Source organism: Mesorhizobium cantuariense (genome assembly GCF_042647205.1).
Taxonomy (GTDB): Bacteria; Pseudomonadota; Alphaproteobacteria; order Rhizobiales; family Rhizobiaceae; genus Mesorhizobium; species Mesorhizobium cantuariense.
In genome coordinates this window covers 7,581,391-7,598,596 of the sequence record NZ_JBHRVD010000001.1, presented here as the reverse complement: position 1 = coordinate 7,598,596, position 17,206 = coordinate 7,581,391, and the positions used below count along the sequence as shown (strand labels likewise).

The 17,206-nt window shown below is 63.9% G+C and carries 17 protein-coding genes; 10 read left to right on the top strand and 7 right to left on the bottom strand.

The annotated features are described in order from the left end of the window. Window positions 1-2 precede the first annotated feature (2 nt). The 8 genes from fdhF to ACFOJ9_RS37000 all read left to right on the top strand — a co-directional run bounded on the left by fdhF (window position 3) and on the right by ACFOJ9_RS37000 (window position 7,579). Window positions 3-2,915 (top strand): formate dehydrogenase subunit alpha, encoded by a 2,913-nt coding sequence (fdhF, locus tag ACFOJ9_RS37035; RefSeq protein WP_378986871.1) that lies wholly within the window; start codon window positions 3-5, stop codon window positions 2,913-2,915. Window positions 2,916-3,291: 376 nt separating this feature from the next. Further along, window positions 3,292-4,122, top strand: a complete 831-nt coding sequence (fdhD, locus tag ACFOJ9_RS37030; protein WP_378986869.1) for a formate dehydrogenase accessory sulfurtransferase FdhD — start codon at window positions 3,292-3,294, stop codon at window positions 4,120-4,122. Continuing rightward, a complete protein-coding gene (locus ACFOJ9_RS37025) occupies window positions 4,112-4,423 on the top strand; it encodes a formate dehydrogenase subunit delta (protein WP_378986867.1) in 312 nt (103 codons plus the stop codon). Before fdhD ends, ACFOJ9_RS37025 begins: the two co-directional genes overlap by 11 nt. A gap of 113 nt (window positions 4,424-4,536) precedes the next feature. After that, a complete protein-coding gene (locus ACFOJ9_RS37020; RefSeq protein ID WP_378986865.1) occupies window positions 4,537-5,400 on the top strand; it encodes an alpha/beta fold hydrolase in 864 nt (287 codons plus the stop codon). After that, window positions 5,379-6,092, top strand: a complete 714-nt coding sequence (locus ACFOJ9_RS37015; RefSeq protein ID WP_378986863.1) for a helix-turn-helix transcriptional regulator — start codon at window positions 5,379-5,381, stop codon at window positions 6,090-6,092. Before ACFOJ9_RS37020 ends, ACFOJ9_RS37015 begins: the two co-directional genes overlap by 22 nt. 109 nt (window positions 6,093-6,201) lie before the next feature. Then, on the top strand, window positions 6,202-6,681 hold the full coding sequence (locus tag ACFOJ9_RS37010; RefSeq protein ID WP_378986861.1) for a carboxymuconolactone decarboxylase family protein: 480 nt from the start codon (window positions 6,202-6,204) through the stop codon (window positions 6,679-6,681). 83 nt (window positions 6,682-6,764) lie between these two features. Then, on the top strand, window positions 6,765-7,127 hold the full coding sequence (locus ACFOJ9_RS37005; RefSeq protein WP_378986859.1) for a nuclear transport factor 2 family protein: 363 nt from the start codon (window positions 6,765-6,767) through the stop codon (window positions 7,125-7,127). Between the two features lie 137 nt (window positions 7,128-7,264). Further along, entirely contained in the window at window positions 7,265-7,579 is a 315-nt protein-coding gene (locus ACFOJ9_RS37000) for a hypothetical protein (RefSeq protein ID WP_378986857.1), read from the top strand. A 186-nt stretch (window positions 7,580-7,765) separates the two neighbouring features. Here ACFOJ9_RS37000 and ACFOJ9_RS36995 read toward each other — a convergent pair whose 3' ends face one another. The 6 genes from ACFOJ9_RS36995 to ACFOJ9_RS36970 all read right to left on the bottom strand — a co-directional run bounded on the left by ACFOJ9_RS36995 (window position 7,766) and on the right by ACFOJ9_RS36970 (window position 14,735). Continuing rightward, the gene (locus ACFOJ9_RS36995) at window positions 7,766-9,193 is read right to left on the bottom strand and encodes a gamma-aminobutyraldehyde dehydrogenase (protein ID WP_378986855.1); all 1,428 of its coding nucleotides are present in this window, start codon (window positions 9,191-9,193) and stop codon (window positions 7,766-7,768) included. 105 nt (window positions 9,194-9,298) lie between these two features. Next, the gene (locus tag ACFOJ9_RS36990; RefSeq protein WP_378986853.1) at window positions 9,299-10,114 is read right to left on the bottom strand and encodes an ABC transporter permease; all 816 of its coding nucleotides are present in this window, start codon (window positions 10,112-10,114) and stop codon (window positions 9,299-9,301) included. Continuing rightward, on the bottom strand, window positions 10,104-11,069 hold the full coding sequence (locus ACFOJ9_RS36985; RefSeq protein ID WP_378986851.1) for an ABC transporter permease: 966 nt from the start codon (window positions 11,067-11,069) through the stop codon (window positions 10,104-10,106). Before ACFOJ9_RS36985 ends, ACFOJ9_RS36990 begins: the two co-directional genes overlap by 11 nt. 223 nt (window positions 11,070-11,292) lie before the next feature. Continuing rightward, complete coding sequence (locus tag ACFOJ9_RS36980; RefSeq protein WP_378986849.1) at window positions 11,293-12,291, bottom strand: ABC transporter ATP-binding protein; 999 nt, start codon at window positions 12,289-12,291, stop codon at window positions 11,293-11,295. Between the two features lie 156 nt (window positions 12,292-12,447). Then, entirely contained in the window at window positions 12,448-13,602 is a 1,155-nt protein-coding gene (locus tag ACFOJ9_RS36975; protein ID WP_378986847.1) for an ABC transporter substrate-binding protein, read from the bottom strand. Between the two features lie 221 nt (window positions 13,603-13,823). Further along, window positions 13,824-14,735 carry a LysR substrate-binding domain-containing protein gene (locus tag ACFOJ9_RS36970; RefSeq protein WP_378986845.1) on the bottom strand — a complete coding sequence of 304 codons (912 nt, stop codon included), beginning with the start codon at window positions 14,733-14,735 and terminating at the stop codon, window positions 13,824-13,826. An 88-nt stretch (window positions 14,736-14,823) separates the two neighbouring features. Here ACFOJ9_RS36970 and ACFOJ9_RS36965 point away from each other — a divergent pair, with 88 nt between their 5' ends. Together ACFOJ9_RS36965 and ACFOJ9_RS36960 are read left to right on the top strand one after the other, a co-directional pair. Then, window positions 14,824-15,273: an RrF2 family transcriptional regulator gene (locus tag ACFOJ9_RS36965; protein ID WP_378986843.1), complete on the top strand. Its 450-nt coding sequence runs from the start codon at window positions 14,824-14,826 to the stop codon at window positions 15,271-15,273. After that, window positions 15,263-16,162, top strand: coding sequence for an NAD(P)/FAD-dependent oxidoreductase (locus ACFOJ9_RS36960; protein WP_378986841.1), 900 nt, complete (start codon window positions 15,263-15,265; stop codon window positions 16,160-16,162). The genes ACFOJ9_RS36965 and ACFOJ9_RS36960 overlap by 11 nt, the downstream gene beginning before the upstream one ends. Here the strand turns inward: ACFOJ9_RS36960 and ACFOJ9_RS36955 are convergent. Further along, the gene (locus ACFOJ9_RS36955) at window positions 16,159-16,935 is read right to left on the bottom strand and encodes a DeoR/GlpR family DNA-binding transcription regulator (protein ID WP_378986839.1); all 777 of its coding nucleotides are present in this window, start codon (window positions 16,933-16,935) and stop codon (window positions 16,159-16,161) included. The two genes, ACFOJ9_RS36960 and ACFOJ9_RS36955, sit on opposite strands and share 4 nt — an antisense overlap. Window positions 16,936-17,206 lie beyond the last annotated feature (271 nt).

The window sequence follows — 17,206 nt, the reverse complement described above, 5'->3', positions numbered from 1 at the left end:
AGATGAACATCAAGGCCGACTTCCCATCCCTCGTCGAAGAGATCGACTACGGAACCCCGCAATCGAATGCGCAGAAGCAGGTCACGCTGAACGTCGACGGTCGCAGCATCACAGTGCCGGAAGGCACCTCGATCATGCGTGCCGCGATGGAAGGCGGGGTCGAGATCCCGAAGCTTTGCGCCACCGACATGCTGGACTCCTTCGGTTCGTGCCGCGTCTGCCTTGTCGAGATCGAAGGGCGCGGCGGCACGCCGGCGTCCTGCACGACACCTGTCGGCGAAGGCATGGTGGTGCGTACGCAGTCCGAGCGGCTCGACGCCATTCGCCGTGGCGTCATGGAACTCTACGTCTCCGACCATCCGACCGGCTGGAACGAACAGGCCGGAACCGGCGCCAGCGAGTTCGATGCGGTGGCGAAGTCGATCGGCCTGACCGAGAACCGCTACGGCATCGAGGGCCGCAACCACGTCAAGCAGGAAAACGGCGTGGCGCCCGGCCATGGCTCGCTGGCGGTCGATTACATCGCCCGCGACGAATCCAACCCCTATTTCACCTATGATGCCTCGCAATGCATCGTCTGCTCGCGCTGCGTGCGGGCCTGCGAAGAGGTCCAGGGCACTTTCGCGCTGACCATCGAGGGACGCGGTTTCGAATCCAGGGTTTCGGCAGGGATGCACGAGGCGTTCATCGATTCGGAATGCGTGTCCTGCGGCGCCTGCGTGCAGGCCTGTCCGACCGATGCGCTGCGCGAGAAGACGGTGCTTGCCAAGGGTCTGCCGGAACGCTCGGCCGTCACCACCTGCGCTTATTGCGGCGTCGGCTGCTCGTTCAAGGCCGAGGTGAAGGGCGACGAGGTCATTCGCATGATGCCCTACAAGGAGGGCAAGGCGAACCACGGCCATTCCTGCGTGAAGGGCCGTTTCGCCTATGGCTACGCCACCCATAAGGACCGCATCCTGTCGCCGATGATCCGGGAAAAGGTCACCGATCCCTGGCGCGAGGTGAGCTGGGAAGAGGCGATCGCCCATACGGCGAAGGAATTCCGCCGTATCCAGTACCAGTACGGACGCACCGCGATCGGCGGCATCACCTCGTCGCGCTGCACCAATGAAGAAACCTACCTCGTGCAGAAGATGGTGCGGCAGGGCTTCCGCAACAACAATGTCGACACCTGCGCGCGCGTCTGCCACTCGCCGACGGGCTACGGGCTCGGCCAGACCTATGGCACCTCGGCCGGCACGCAGGATTTCGACTCGGTCGACTATACCGACGTCGCCGTCATCATCGGCGCCAATCCGGCTTCCGCCCATCCGGTGTTCGCCTCACGGCTGAAGAAGCGGCTACGCCAGGGTGCAAAGCTGATCGTGCTCGATCCGCGGCGCACCGAGATGGTCAAGTCGGCACATGTTGAAGCGGATTATCACCTGCCGCTGAAGCCCGGCACCAATGTTGCCGTGCTGACGGCGCTGGCGCATGTGATCGTCACCGAGGGCCTGTTCGACGAAGCCTTCATCCGCGAACGCTGCGACTGGACGGAGTTCCAGGATTGGGCATCGTTCGTCGCCTTGCCGGAAAACAGCCCCGAAACCGTCGGCAAATTGTCCGGCGTCGATCCCGAGCTCATCCGGGGTGCTGCGCGGCTCTACGCCACCGGAGGCAACGGCGCGATCTATTACGGCCTCGGCGTGACGGAACACAGCCAGGGTTCGACCACGGTGATGGCGATCGCCAATCTCGCCATGGCCACCGGCAATATCGGCCGGCCCGGCGTCGGCGTGAACCCGCTGCGCGGCCAGAACAACGTGCAGGGCTCGTGCGACATGGGTTCCTTCCCGCACGAACTGCCCGGCTATCGCCACATCTCCGGCGAAGCGGTGCGCGATATCTATGAGAGCCTGTGGGGCGTGAAGCTGGACGACGAACCCGGCCTGCGCATCCCCAACATGCTGGATGCCGCCGTCGACGGCAGCTTCAAGGGCATCTACATCCAGGGCGAAGACATTCTGCAGTCCGATCCCGACACCAAGCATGTCGCAGCCGGCCTTGCCGCGATGGAATGCGTCGTCGTGCACGACCTTTTCCTCAACGAGACGGCGAACTACGCGCATGTCTTCCTGCCGGGCTCGACCTTCCTGGAGAAGGACGGCACCTTCACCAACGCCGAGCGCCGCATCAACATGGTGCGCAAGGTTCTGGAACCGAAGGCGCGCTACGCCGATTGGGAGGCGACGCAGGAGCTTGCCCGCGCCATCGGGCTGGACTGGAACTATCAGCATCCTTCCGAGATCATGGCCGAGATCGCGATGACGACGCCGAGCTTCGCCGGCGTCTCCTTCCAGCTGCTCGACCGTGTCGGATCCGTGCAATGGCCCTGCAACGAGAAGGCGCCGCTCGGCACGCCGATCATGCATATCGATGGGTTCGTGCGCGGCAAGGGCAAGTTCATCCGCACCGAATATGTGGCGACGGACGAAAGGACCGGGCCGCGCTTCCCGCTGCTGCTCACCACCGGCCGCATCCTCAGCCAGTACAATGTCGGCGCGCAGACCAGGCGTACCGACAACATCATGTGGCACTCAGAGGACCGGCTGGAGATCCATCCGCACGATGCCGAGAACCGGGGCTTGCGCGACGGCGACTGGGTGCGGCTGACCAGCCGCTCGGGCGAGACGACGCTGCGCGCGCTGATCACCGACCGGGTGTCGCCCGGCGTGGTCTACACGACGTTCCATCATCCGGACACGCAGGCCAACGTGATCACCACCGACTTCTCCGACTGGGCGACCAACTGCCCGGAATACAAGGTGACGGCGGTGCAGGTCGGCGCCTCCAACGGGCCGTCGGAATGGCAGCGCGACTATGACGAGCAGGCCAAGCAGAGCCGGCGCATCGCGTCTTTGCAAGCAGCGGAGTAGTCTTGGCGAGGCATTCGACGATAAGAGCTTCAATCTTGACGGCTGGTCGACCCCCACTCCGTCGAGCTTCGCTCGACACCTCTCCCCCGATCGACGGGGGAGAGGAAAGCGCGCGAACTCCAGGCTCCTTTCCTCTCCCTCCGGAGGGGGGAGAGGTGGCGCTGCGAAGCAGCGACGGAGTGGGGGAAGCCGGCCCCGCAACACGCAGCCACCGAAAGTCGGGCACAACCCAAAGAGCAGGCAACCCGGCGTATCTGGCGAGCAGTCGACCCCCACTCCGTCAAGCTTCGCTTGACACCTCTCCCCCGATCGACGGGGGAGAGGAAAGGCGCGAGCCTCCACAGATGCTGCGAAGGTGTACAGAGGGGCGCGCCTCGTGACTCGCAAACGCCCTGCCATCACCCAAATCTCCCGCCTTGCCCACCGCGCGTCGGGCACTGCGGCGGCCAATCGCATGGTGCCGGAAGAGACGCCGGTTGCGTTCTCCTTTGCCGGCACCACGCATGCGGTGATGATGGCAAGCCCGGCGGATTTCGAGGATTTCGCGCTCGGCTTCTCGCTGACCGAAGGCATCATCGCCTTGCCCGAAGAGATCGAAGCCATCGAGGTCGAGGGCCATGGCGCCGGCATCGACATCCAGATCCGGTTGAAGGACAGCGCCAACACGCGTTTCGAGGCGCGGCGGAGGCGACTGGCCGGCCCGGTCGGCTGCGGGCTCTGCGGTATCGAATCGATCGAGGAAGCGATGCGCTCGGTCGATGCTGTTGGTGCGTCAAAGCTTACGCTTGATGCCGACGACATCGTCCGCTCGGTCAAGCTCCTCTCCAAGGTGCAGCCGCTGCACACCGAGACCGGGGCCGTGCACGCTGCCGGCTTCTATGTGCCTGATAAGGGCATCGTCATGGCGCGCGAAGATGTCGGCCGTCACAATGCGCTGGACAAGCTGGCCGGCGCGCTGGCCAGGGCTGGCATTGATGGCGCATCCGGTGCCGTCGTGGTGACATCCAGGGTTTCGGTCGAAATGGTGCAGAAGACGGCTTCTATCGGCTCGGCTTGCATCATCGCCGTTTCGGCGCCGACCGCACTGGCCATCCGCATTGCGCAAGAGGCCGGCATGACGCTGGTGGCGCTGGTTCGCGGCGACGATTTTGATATTTTCACCCACCCCGACCGGGTGGTTTGCGGAGTTGCCAAGCATGTCGCATGACGAAGAACACATCATGAGCACCGCCGAGAAGCTGGTGCGCATGGCAAACCAGATCGCCGATTTCTTCCATTCCAAGCCGCGCGAGGAAGGCATTGCAGGCGTCGCCGAGCACATCAACAAGTTCTGGGAGCCGAGGATGCGGCGGCAGTTCTTCGAGATGCTGGACGACGGCACTGGGAACTTCAACGAGTTGGTGGTGGCCGCCTCCGTCAAGATCAGGCGACCGATCACGCCGGCTGAAGCCGACCTCAAACTCGGGCTCAAGGCCTCCCCGGCCGATGTCGCCGCCTCGCAAGAATAGCCGCCGGGCCGTGCTTGCTTATATTCTCGATCGCTAAAGTTTAAACTGCCGCAATCTGCGCTGTTCTGCTATGGTTTGACGATCAGAAATCGTCAGGCCGGGGTGGAAATCTCGTGAGGCCGATCGAGACGCGATACGCCCGTAGCGGCGATGTGCGGATCGCCTATCAGGTGGTCGGGCAGGGATCGTTCGATCTCGTCTTCGTGCCGGGCTTCATTTCCAACCTCGACCTGCACTGGGAAGACGAGGGCTATACCAGGCTCTTGAAGCGGCTTTCGGCATTCTCGAGGCTGATCCTGTTCGACAAGCGCGGTACCGGTCTTTCCGACCGCGTCGACGCCCATAACCTGCCCAGTCTCGAAACGCGCATGGACGATGTGCGCGCGGTGATGGACGCCGCCGGCAGCGGCCGTGCGGCGCTGCTCGGCTCCTCCGAAGGCGCGCCGATGGCGATGCTGTTCGCCGCCACGTATCCTGAGCGGACGCGGGCGCTGGCGCTCTATGGCGGCTATGCGCAGTTCCACAAATGGGTGATGTCGCCCGAACGCCTCGACGCTTTCATCGACATGGCGGAGACAGCCTGGGGCACCGGCGCCACTCTGCCCCATTTCGCGCCCGGTCGCGTCGATGATTTCCGGTTCGCCCAGTGGTGGGCTCGCTTCGAACGTTTGTCGGCGAGCCCGACTGCGGCGGCGGCGCTGGCGCGCATGAACGCGGAAATTGATGTGCGCGGCGTGCTGACGGCAATCCGTGCGCCGACGCTGCTGATCCATCGCCGCAACGATGCACGTGTCGACCCCGACGCCAGCCGCTTCCTGGCCAAAAAAATCCCGAATGCGCAGCTGATCGAGATTCCCGGACGCGACCATCCGATCTGGACCGGCGATGTCGACCGGTTGGTCGACCTGATCGAGGAGTTCCTGACCGGTGGGCGAGCCGTGGCCGAGGTGACCGCGTGCTGGCAGCACTGCTGGTGACACGCATCTACGACACCGCGCGGCTCGGCGACCGCATGTGGAGCGAACGCAGCCAGCGCTTCCAGGAAACCTGGCGGCTGCTGGTCGGGCGCCATTGCGGACGCTCGGCGGGCCTGCATGGCGAGATGATGATAGCGCGCTTCGACGGCCCGGCACGCGCCATACGCTGCGCGGCGGCGTTACGTGATGCGGCGCAGGAAATCGGTGTGGCGAGCGCGCAAGGAGCGCATGTCGGCGAGATCGAAGTGCGCGGTCCGCCCGTTGGGATGACGGCACGGGTGACGATGCAACTCGCCTCCCATGCCGGCCGCGGCGACATTCCCGCGTCGCGGCTGATCGCCGACCTGGCGACTGGATCGGGCCTTCATTTCACCGATGCCGGGCGCATCAGCGTCGACGAACTGGAAGAGCCGCTGGCGCTGGTCCATGCGACCTCCGAACAGCATCTGGAACCCGCCTGCCGGCCCAAGCCCAAGGCGGCCGAGCCGGCCGTATTGACAGCGCGCGAAAGCGAGGTGGTCAGCCTCGTTGCCGACGGCAAGAGCAATGCTGCGATTGCCGCCGAACTGAGGCAGAGCGAACACACGGTCAAGCGCCATGTCGCCAACATACTGCTCAAGCTGGACCTGCCGTCGCGGGCGGCAGCAGCAGCCTTTTCGGCCAGGCACCCTGGCCCGGACGACGGGCCATGAGAGCCATGGCGCTTTCGGTCGAAGCGGCCAAGGGCGCGCAAGCGCTATCAATTCTCCCATGCCGGCCAGGCGGATGTCGCCGGGAAAGGCGCTGTGAACGGAGGAGGAAATGCTGAAGTCGAACCGGACACTCAAATCGCTTGTGATAGCGGCAGGCGTTGGAGTGTTGTTCGCTATCGCTCCCGCAAAGGCCGAGGATGCGTCCGCGGCGGCTGCCTACAAGGACATCGAGGCGACGCTCGGCTCGGTGCCGGACATGTTCAAGACGCTGCCGGATGTTGCCGTTGCCGGCGCCTGGGCCGAGATCAAGGGCGTGCAGCTCAACCCAAAGACCGCGCTTGACGGCAAGACCAAGGAACTGCTGGGGCTCGCCGTCGCGGCGCAGATCCCGTGCCAGTACTGCATCTATTTCCACACCGAGGCGGCCAAGCTCAACGGCGCCAGCGACGAGGAGATCAAGGAGGCGGTGGCGATGGCCGCGATCGTGCGCCACTTGTCGACGATGCTCAACGGCAGCCAGATCGATCTGACGACCTTCAAGAAGCAGGCCGACGACGTGTTCGCGGCCGTCAAGGCGAAGTCGCAGTGAAGAAATCCCTGCCCGGCGACGAGCGCCGGGCAGCACTTCGACCATCAACCGCCCGGTCGGAAGACGGGCCAATGGAGGATGAAATGCTTACCAAGACCCAAACAGTGGACGGCGCGGCGATCAAGAAGGCGATCGAAGGCCGTGACGGCAAGATGCTGTCCAGCTTCTATGCCGACGACGCGCTGGTGCGGGTGATCGACCGCAACAACCCGCCGAGCAAGCCGCGCGAAATCCGCGGGCGCGCGGCGATCACCACATTCTGGGACGACATCTGCAGCCGGGCGATGACCCATAAGGTCGACACCACCATCGCCGACGGCGATAACCTCGCCTTCACCCAGGCCTGCGCCTATCCGGACGGCACCAAGGTGTTCTGTGCGGCGATGCTGGAGTTGAAGGACGGGCGGATCGCACGACAGACCGTCGTGCAAGCCTGGGACGAGTAGGTCAACCGCGGGGCCGTCCATCCCGATCGAATCGGGATGAGGCTCCGTTTCTAGTGCCGGAGCATGATCTTTTCCGAAAACCGGATACCACTTTTCGGGATCATGCTCTGGCCGCAACCCTGGAGGAGGAGAAGACAATGTTCAGCGCCAGATGGCAGATCGACGCCAAATTCGGACACAAGCAGACCGTACTCGACCTGTTGAAGAAATGGGAACGCGAGATCGGCTCGCAGGTCGGCCTCGACGAGCTGGAATTCCAGATCATGACCGGTTCGATCGGGGCGCGGGAAGCGACGGTCGAATCGCATCACCAGGTCGAAAGCCTTGCCAAGCTGGAGGCGTTCTTCGCCAAGATCGGCAAGATCGACGCGCACGCCAAATGGGGCAAGGAGATCGAGCCCTATGTCGTATCGGGCACCAGCCTGTGGAACATCTATCGCATCGTCGAGTAGTGGCTGAGCAGCCTTACCTCTCCCCTTGTGGGAGAGGTCGGATTGCCCCGATTTGTCCTTCACAAATCGGTTGGCAATCCGGGTGAGGGGTAAGCTGGCGTCAAGCTGGAACACCCCTCATCCGGCTCGGCGCTACGCGCCGATCCACCTTCTCCCACAAGGGGAGAAGGGCGGGCGCACTATGCGCTAGCTGTGAGCCACCATCACATGGCGCACGGCGGTGTAGTCTTCCAGTGCGTAGAGCGACATGTCCTTGCCGTAGCCGGATTGCTTCAGCCCGCCATGCGGCATCTCGTTGGTGAGCATGAAATGGGTGTTGATCCAAGTGCAGCCATATTGCAGGCGGGCGGCCGTCGCCATGGCGCGCGAAACGTCCTTGGTCCACACCGATGACGCCAGGCCGTAGTCGCTGTCATTGGCCCAGTTCACCGCCTCGTCGACCTCGGAAAAACGGGTGATCGAGACGACAGGGCCGAAGACTTCGCGGCGGACGATCTCGTCTTCCTGCAGGGCGCCGGCAACGACGGTCGGCTGGTAGTAGAAGCCGGAGCCCTCGCCCGGCTTGCCACCGGTGGTGATCTCGATGTGCTTCAGTTCCGAGGCGCGCTCGACGAAGCTGGAGACGCGGTCGCGCTGGCGGCGCGAAATCAGCGGACCGATCTCGTTTTCGGTGTCATCGGGACGGTTGTACTTGATGGTCGAGACGGCCGACGACAGGTCGGCGACGAGCTTGTCGTAGATCTTCTTGCCGGCGTAGATGCGGCAGGCGGCGGTGCAGTCCTGGCCGGCATTGTAATAGCCGAAGGCGCGCAGGCCGTTGACCACGGCGCCGAGGTCGGCGTCGTCGAAGACGATGACCGGCGCCTTGCCGCCGAGCTCGAGATGCGTGCGCTTGACCGACTTCGCGGCTGCCTGCAGCACCTTCTTGCCGGTGGCGACATCGCCGGTGATCGAGATCATGTTGACCTTGGGATGGTTGATCAGCGTGTTGCCGACACTGTCGCCGCGGCCGAGCACGACATTGACCACGCCTTCCGGCAGGATTTCCGCAAGTATCTTGGCAAGCTTCAGCGCCGTCAGCGGTGTCTGCTCGGACGGCTTGAAGACGACGGTGTTGCCGCCGGCGATCGCCGGCGCCAATTTCCAGGCCATCATCATCAGCGGATAGTTCCATGGCGCGATGGAAGCGACGATGCCGATGGGATCGCGGCGAACCATCGAGGTGTGGCCGGGAATGTATTCGCCGGCGACGACGCCCGGCATCGAGCGGACGGCGCCGGCAAAGAAGCGGTAACAGTCGACGATGGCCGGGATTTCGTCATTGAGCACGGCGTTGATCGGCTTGCCGCAGTTGAGCGCCTCGAGCGTGGCGAACTCCTGCGCGTTGGCCTCGATGCGGTCGGCGATCTTCAGGAGATAGCCGGAGCGCTGCGCCGGCGTGGTGCGCGACCACGAGACGAATGCCTGTTCGGCGGCAGTGACCGCCGCCTCGATCTGTGCCTGGCTGGCCTCGGGCAGGTTGAGGATGGTCGCCCCGGTCTTTGGATTGAGGATCGGTTCCTCGGTCTCGGTGCCCTTCTCGAATCTCGAGCCGATCAGCATCTGGGTGTCCATGTAGGTTCTCCCTTAACAGGAGCGAGTAGCGAGTAGCGAATAGCGAATAGGGTTTGACCGTCGATCTTCCCTATTCGCTATTCGCTACTCCCTATTCGCTGTTTTTCATTTCCCACTTCCAGCGATCTGGTCGCCGTCGCGGGTGAGGTAATAGGCGGCAAGGATCGGCAGCAGCGTCACCAGCACCACGACCATGGCGACGACATTGGTGACCGGGCGCTGGCGCGGACGAATCAGCTCTTCCAGCATCCAGATCGGCAACGTCTGCTGCTGGCCGGCGGTGAAGGTGGTGACGATCACCTCGTCGAAGGACAGCGCGAAGGCCAGCATGCCGCCGGCAAGCAGCGCCGTGGCAATGTTGGGCAGCACGACATGGCGGAAGGTCTGGAAGCCATCGGCGCCGAGATCCATCGATGCCTCGATCATCGAGCCGGAGGTGCGGCGGAAACGGGCGACGGCGTTGTTGTAGACGACGACGACGCAGAAGGTGGCGTGGCCAAGCACGATCGTCCAGAACGAGAACGGGATGTCGGCCAGCGAAAAGGCCGAGCGCAGCGCGATGCCGGTGATGATGCCGGGCAGCGCGATCGGCAGGATGACCAGCAGCGAGATGGTTTCGCGGCCGAAGAACTTTGTCCGCGACACCGCCGCCGAACAGAGCGTGCCGAGGACCAAAGCAATCGCGGTCGAGATCGCGGCAACCCTGACCGACAGCGACAGCGCCTGCCAGACATCCGGCCGGTTCCAGGTAACGGCGAACCATTGCGTCGTCAGGCCGGGCGGCGGCCAGACAAAACTCTTCTCCTCGGTGGTGAACGCATAGACGAAGATCAGCAGGATCGGCAGATGCAGGAACAATAGGCCGCAGGCGGCGGCGATCTTCAGGCTGAGCGGAGCCGACTGGGAACCGTCAGAGCGCATCGAAAGCCCCCATGCGCTTGGCGCCCCAGAGATAGAAGCCCATGATGACGATCGGCACCACGGTGAAGGCGGCGGCGAGCGGGATGTTGCCGGCGGTGCCTTGCTGCGAATAGACGGCCTGACCGATGAACAGCCGCGAAGTGCCGATGATCTGCGGGATGATGTAGTCGCCGAGCGTCAGCGAGAAGGTGAAGATCGACCCGGCGACGATGCCCGGCAGCGCCAGCGGGAACAGCACGTTGCGAAAGGTCTGGCCGGGCGAAGCGCCGAGGTCGGACGAGGCCTCGACCAGATTGCCGGGCACGCGCTCGAGCGCCGCCTGTACGGGCAGGATCATGAACGGCAGCCAGACATAGACGAAGACGATGAAGGTGCCGGTGAACGACACCGACAGCGAATTGCCGCCGACGACCGGCAGCGACAGCCAGGCGTCGATCACCCATTGCAGATGCAGCTTGCCGAACAGCCAGGTGAGGATGCCTTCCTTTGCCAGGATCAGCTTCCAGGCGTAGATCTTGACCAGATAGCTCGACCACAGCGGCAGCATGATGCCGAGGTAGAACAGCGCCTTCCAGCGGCCGCGCGCATAACGCGCCGCATAATAGGCGATGGGGAAGGCGATGACGGCCGAGGCCAGCGTGACCAGAGCCGCCATCGTCACCGTGCGCAGGATGATGTCGAGATTGGCGGCCTGCAACAGGTCGCCATAGGTCTTCAAGGTGAACTGGCGGTTGATGAGGCCGGAAAACTCGTCGATGGAGAAAAAGCTCTGCGCCAGCAGCGCAAACAGCGAGCCGATATAGACGATGCCGAGCCACAGCACGGGCGGCAGCAGCATGAGCAGCAGCAGGACCTTCGGCTTGCGCCAGAAAAGGTCCGACAGCGCGCCACGCAAACCGCCGCTGCCCGGCAGGATGGCGGGTGCAGGATTGGAGTTGAGCGCGGCGATCGTCATGGCACCGCTCTGTCTTGGCGGAGACTATGCGAGAGGCCGCGATCCTTCGCGCCCCCCTCTGTCCTGCCGGACATCTCCCCCTCTAGGGGGGAGATTGGCTGTCCCTTCTGGTTTCGCCAGTCGCCAAGGCTACAGAGTTGGCGAGGCCGAGAAACTGCCAATCTCCCCCCTAGAGGGGGAGATGTCCGGCAGGACAGAGGGGGGCGCTGCGCGCAAACCATCCTCATGCCGGCTCATCCATCAAATGCAGGTGCTCGCGGTTGAAGGTGAGCACGACCGCCTCGCCTTCTGCCGGCAAAGCCGTGCCGGCCGGCACGATGGCGTGCAGCCGCAGCCCGTCGGCATCGAGCGACAGTTTCGTCGTGGCGCCGAGATAATTGGTCGAGACGAGGCGGGCGGACACGCCTTCGCCACTGGCCGCGCGACCGACGCGAATGGATTCGGGACGCAGGCTGCCCCAGCGATGCTGGCCGGAATAGCGCTGGACGAAGTCCGGCGGCAGCACATTGGAGGAGCCGACGAAATCGGCGACGAAGCGGGTCTTCGGCCGCTGATAAATATCCTCTGGCGTGCCGATCTGCATGATCTTGCCATCGTTGAACACGGCGACGCGGTCGGCCATCGACAGCGCCTCGCCCTGGTCGTGGGTGACGAAGACAAAGGTGATGCCGAGCGCCTTCTGCAGCGACTTCAGCTCCTCCTGCATGTTCTCGCGCAATTTGAGGTCGAGCGCGCCGAGCGGCTCGTCGAGCAACAGCACCTTGGGCTGGTTGACCAGTGCACGGGCGAGTGCGACGCGCTGGCGCTGGCCGCCGGAAAGCTGGCCGGGGCGGCGAGTGCCATAGCCGGGCAGCCGCACCAGTGACAGCGCCTCTTCCGCCGCCTTGTGCCGCTGAGCCTTGCCGACGCCCTTGACCATCAGCCCGTAGGCGACGTTGTCGAGCACGTTGAGATGCGGGAACAGCGCATAGTCCTGGAACACGGTGTTGACGTTGCGGCGATAGGGCGGCACGCCCTCGGCGCGTTCGCCGAAGATCGAGATCGAGCCCGATGTCGGCTGCTCGAAGCCGGCGATGAGGCGCAGGCAGGTGGTCTTGCCGGAACCGGACGGCCCCAGCATGGCGAAGAACTCGCCGGGCACGATGTCGAGATCGACAGCGTCGACAGCGCGCACGCTGCCGAAATGGCGCGAGGCTTTCTGGAAGGAGACGGCGGAGGTCATGGGCTGTCAGTCCGTTGCCGGTTTGATGTGTTGATGTCGCGCGACGTCCTACCTCCCCTTGTGGGGAGGTCGCGGCAAAGCCGCGGGTGGGGGTGCCTCACACCCCACCCCGACGCTATGCGTCGACCCTCCCCACAAGGGGGAGGGTAAGAAAAATCACCGCCCGCCGATGACGCCGATATAGTCCGACACCCAGCGGTAGTAGGGCACGCACTGATCGTTCTGAGTGGTGCATTTCGACACCGGCGTCTTCCAGAACTTGATCTTCTCGAAATTCTCGTAGCCGTTGGTCTTGCAGCCCTCGTCGGTCAAAAGCTCATTGCCCTTGCAGGCGGCGGGCACGACGGGCAGCGAACCGAACCAGGCCGAGACATCGCCCTGCACCTTGGGCGACAGCGAATGTTCCATCCACATATAGGCGCAGTTGGGGTTGGCCGAGTCGGCCTCCATCATCGTGGTGTCGGCCCAACCGGTCGCGCCCTCCTCCGGAATGGTGGACGCGATCGGCTTCTTGGCGGCGACCAGCGTGTTGACCTGGAAAGGCCACGAGCCGGAAGCGACGACGCCCTCGTTCTGGAAATCGTCGACCTGGATGGCGGCGTCATGCCAGTAGCGGCCGACCAGCGTGCGCTGGACGCGCAGCAGGTCAAGCGCCGCCTTGTACTGGTCCTCGGTCAGTTCGTAGGGATCCTTGATGCCGAGTTCCGGCTTGTGGGAGATCAGATAGTTGGCGGCATCGGCGATGTGGATCGGCCCGTCATAGGCCTGGACGCGGCCCTTGTTGGACTTGCCGTCCGGCAGCTTCATTTCTTCAAACACGACGTTCCAGCTCTTGGGAGCCTCCTTGAAGACGTCGGTGTTGTACATCAGGACATTCGGACCCCACTGGTAGGGAACGCCGTAGTGGACGCCGCCAACGGTGAACCACGGTGCGTCCTTGAGGCGCTCGTCGACCGTCTTCCAGCTTGGGATCAGATCGGTGTTGATCGGCTGCACGCGCTTGCCGGCAACGAGGCGCAGCGAGGCATCTCCTGAAGCGGTGACGAGGTCGAAACCACCCTCGTTCATCAGCGAGACCATCTCGTCCGAGGTGTTGGCGGTCTTGACGTTGACCTTGCAGCCGCTCTCCTTCTCGAAGGAGGTCACCCAGTCATAGCCCTTGTCGGTTTCACCGCGCTCGATATAGCCCGGCCAGGCCACGATGTTGACCTGACCTTCGCCCTTGCCGAGTTCCTTGACCTGGGCGACGGCCTGACCGGAGAAGGTCAGCGCGACCGTCAAAGCAGTGCATGACTTCAGGAATGAATTCATCGTCGATCTCCCATTTTGGCGCCTGACCCCCGAAAACCGGTTCCGGTTTTCGCTAGAGGGTCACGCGCAGACTGAAAAAGTGTCACCTCGTCCAACGGACATATGCCGCTCTGCCGGCGGCTTGGTCCCTGAAACGGAAGGTGCTTGGAAATTTCCGGTTTCGCAAATTCATTTATCAGAAAGGCGATATCGGTTTTTCCGATAGGTCTACAGATGATCTTCTAGAGCCGCTGGCGGACCGTCCGCTGCGACTGGGCAAGGCCGATGAAATCGCGCGCCGCCTGCGGCAGGCCGGAGCCACGCCGCCAGACCATACCGACCTGCACCACCGGCAAGGAGCCCGAAATATCGCGCGATTCGATGCGGTCGCCTTCCAGCGACCAGGGCCGGTAGACGAGGTCGGGCAGCAGCGCCACGCCGGCGCCGGTGGCGACGAGACTGCGCACTGCTTCGACCGAGCGGGTGCGGAAAGCGACATGCGGCCTGGCGCCGATCGCCGTCAGCAGCTTGCCGGTGTTTTCCTCGATCTCGTCGACGGTCAGCATGATCAGCGTTTCGGAGGCAATGTCGCCAATGCTGATGATGTCGGCGCTGGCGAGCGGATGGCCGAGCGGCAGCCACAGCCGGTAAGCCGAGACTTCGAGAATTTCCGACTGCAACGCGGTGCGGTCGCGCAAATTGGAGGTGACCATGACGGCAATGTCGAGCTTGCCGCCGATCAAGAGATGTTCGAGGTAGTCGCCATTGTCCTCGATGGCCGAGACCTCGACACCGGGATAGGCGCGGCGGTAGCGGGCAAGCAGATCCGACAGCACATAGCCGGCGACCAGCGAGGTGACGCCGAGTTGCAGCCGGCCGCCCGCCACCGCCTGCTCACCTGAGAAAGAGCGGCGCGCGTCGGAAACGTCGGCGAGGATCTTGGTCGCGTGGCGCAGGAACTGGTGGCCCTTGTGGGTGATGTTGAGGCCGCGCGGATGGCGTTCGAACAGTTCGACGCCGAGATCGCTTTCGAGCTCCTTGATCGCTTCGGTGACCGACGATTGCGAGATCGACAGGTTCTGCGCGGCGCCCGAGACCGTGCCTTGCTCGGCCACGGCGATGAAGAACTGCAACTGGCGGATGGTGAAAGCCATGGCCGGACTAAACACGGCGGAGGCGATGCTGGGAAGTGGCGACCGGCGAACACTTGACGGCTCCAATAATCGTAACTAATTAAGTTACATGAAACGCAACAGCCGGCTTTCCTCGACCCTGCACATTCTCGTCCACATGGCCGAGAAGCCCGAACAGGCGCTGACCTCCGAGCAGCTTGCCACCTTCATCCACACCAACCCGGTCGTTGTCCGCCGTACCATCGCAGGCTTGCGCGATGCCGGCATCGTCACCTCGTCGCGCGGGCATGGCGGCGGCTGGCTGCTCGGGCGGGCGCCCGAGAAAATATCCCTGGCCGAGATCAGCGCAGCGCTTGGCGAGACGCTGCTGCCGTTCAGCACCGAGCCGGAAAGCCCCGGCTGCCTCGTCGAGCAAGCGGTGATCGCCGTCCTCGACGATTTTCGCGTCGCGGCCGAAAGGCTGCTGGCGGAGAAGCTGAGCCGCATCACGCTGGCCGACCTGACCGCCGATTTCCGCCGCCGTTTTGACCTCATTGGAGTCTCCAGCCATGCAGTATGATCTTGCCGTCGTCGGCGGCAGCTTTGCCGGCCTAGCCGCCGCCATCCAGGTGGCGCGGGCGGGGCGCAAGGTGCTAGTGATCGACGCCGGCCAGCCGCGCAACCGTTTTGCCGAGCATTCGCACGGTTTCCTCGGCCAGGACGGACGCGCGCCTGGCGCAATCCTGGCTGACGCAAGGCGACAGCTGCTGGCCTACCCGACAGCCAGGGTTGTCAGCGAGCGCGCCGACAAGGCCGTTGCCGCCGGCAGCAGCGATTTCGAGATCACCACCGATGGCGACGAGACATTCGGCGCCGCACGATTGGTGCTGGCCACCGGGGTGCGCGATATCCTGCCGGAGGTTGCCGGGCTTGCCGAGCTCTGGGGCAGGAGCGTGCTGCACTGCCCCTATTGCCACGGTTACGAAGTTTCCGGCGGGCCGCTCGGCGTGCTCGCGACCGGTCCGATGTCACTGCATCAGGCACAGCTGATCGCCGATTGGGGCGATGTCACGCTGTTCGGCAATGGCCTGTTCGAGCCCGACACAGATCAGATGCGCGCGCTGGAGAGCCGAAAGGTGCGGTTTGAGCCCACCACTGTCATCGAGCTACGGGAAGACGGCTCCGGCGGATTGATCGTCCACCTCGACGACGGCAGAAAGGCCGGCGTCAGGGCGATGTTCACGGCACCGCGCAACACCATGGCGAGCTCGCTGGCCGAACAGCTCGGCTGCGGCTTTACCGAAGGCCTCCTCGGCCCGGTGATATCAGTCGATGAAAGGCAGCAGACGACTGTGCCCGGCGTCTACGCCGCCGGCGACGCGGCACGCTCGATGCACAACATCGCCTTTGCGGTATCGGGTGGTACCTTTGCGGGCGTGTGCGCCCACCAGTCGCTGGTGTTTGGCTAAAACCCGGCTTCTTCGCCGGCGATGCTGAGCCGCGCGCCGGCCTGTGCAAGGGCGGCGGCTATGTCGCGCGGCGGCGAGCGGTCGGTGGCGAGTTCGGAAAAGCTGTCGAAGCCGCAGACCTGGACCAGGCCCAGGCGGCCGAACTTCGAGTGATCGGTGATGACGAGCGAACGCTGGCCGCGCGATAGCACCATGCGGGCGAACTCGGCCTCTTCCAGATCGTAATCCATGACGCCCATCCCCGCATCGATGGCGCCGGTGGAAATGATGGCGTGGCTGACCGAGAAGCGACTGACGAAGTCGATCGCCGAGGCGCCGAAGGCAGCGCCGGAATCACTGCGCAGCTCGCCGCCGGCCATGTAGACCTTGTTGCCGTTGATGGTGGCCAGCGTGCGGGCGATGTCCGACGAGTTGGTGACGACCGTCAGGCGCCGGTGGCCGAGCAGTTCACGGGCAAGGAACGAGGTCGTCGTGCCGGTGTCGAGCATGATCGATTCCCCGTCGCGGATGGTGGCGGCGACCATGCGGGCAATGACACGCTTGGCGTCGGCATTCTCACGCATGCGCCGCTCGAACGGTGCTTCTCCGATCATCGACGGCAGGCCGATGGCGCCATGCATCTTGAGGACAGAGCCGTCACCGGTGAGCGGCTTGACGTCGCGGCGCACAGTCTCGAGCGACACGCCCAGCCGGTCGGCCAGGCTGGCGATGGTGACGGTCCCCTCTTCCTGCAATAGCCGCAGGATTTCGCCGTGTCGTTTGGACTGGGCCATCTGGCTCCCCGGAGGTAACGCTTTGACCGATTCTAAGGTAATTCAAACGCTTTTAAAGGAATTACCCATACTTTCGGGCAAAACACCCAAAAAAAGTCACAGCTTTTTGTTGACAACCGGGCAACCCCGGCGTGAAATCCAAACCGTGACAAAGAGTTCGGAGCAGCCACGGGAGGGTGATGGCAGAGCCGCAACTCACTGACCAGGCCGTTTGGAACATGCCTGGGGCAAGGAATTTTCAGATCCGCGGGGGCGGATGCCGGGCTCAAAA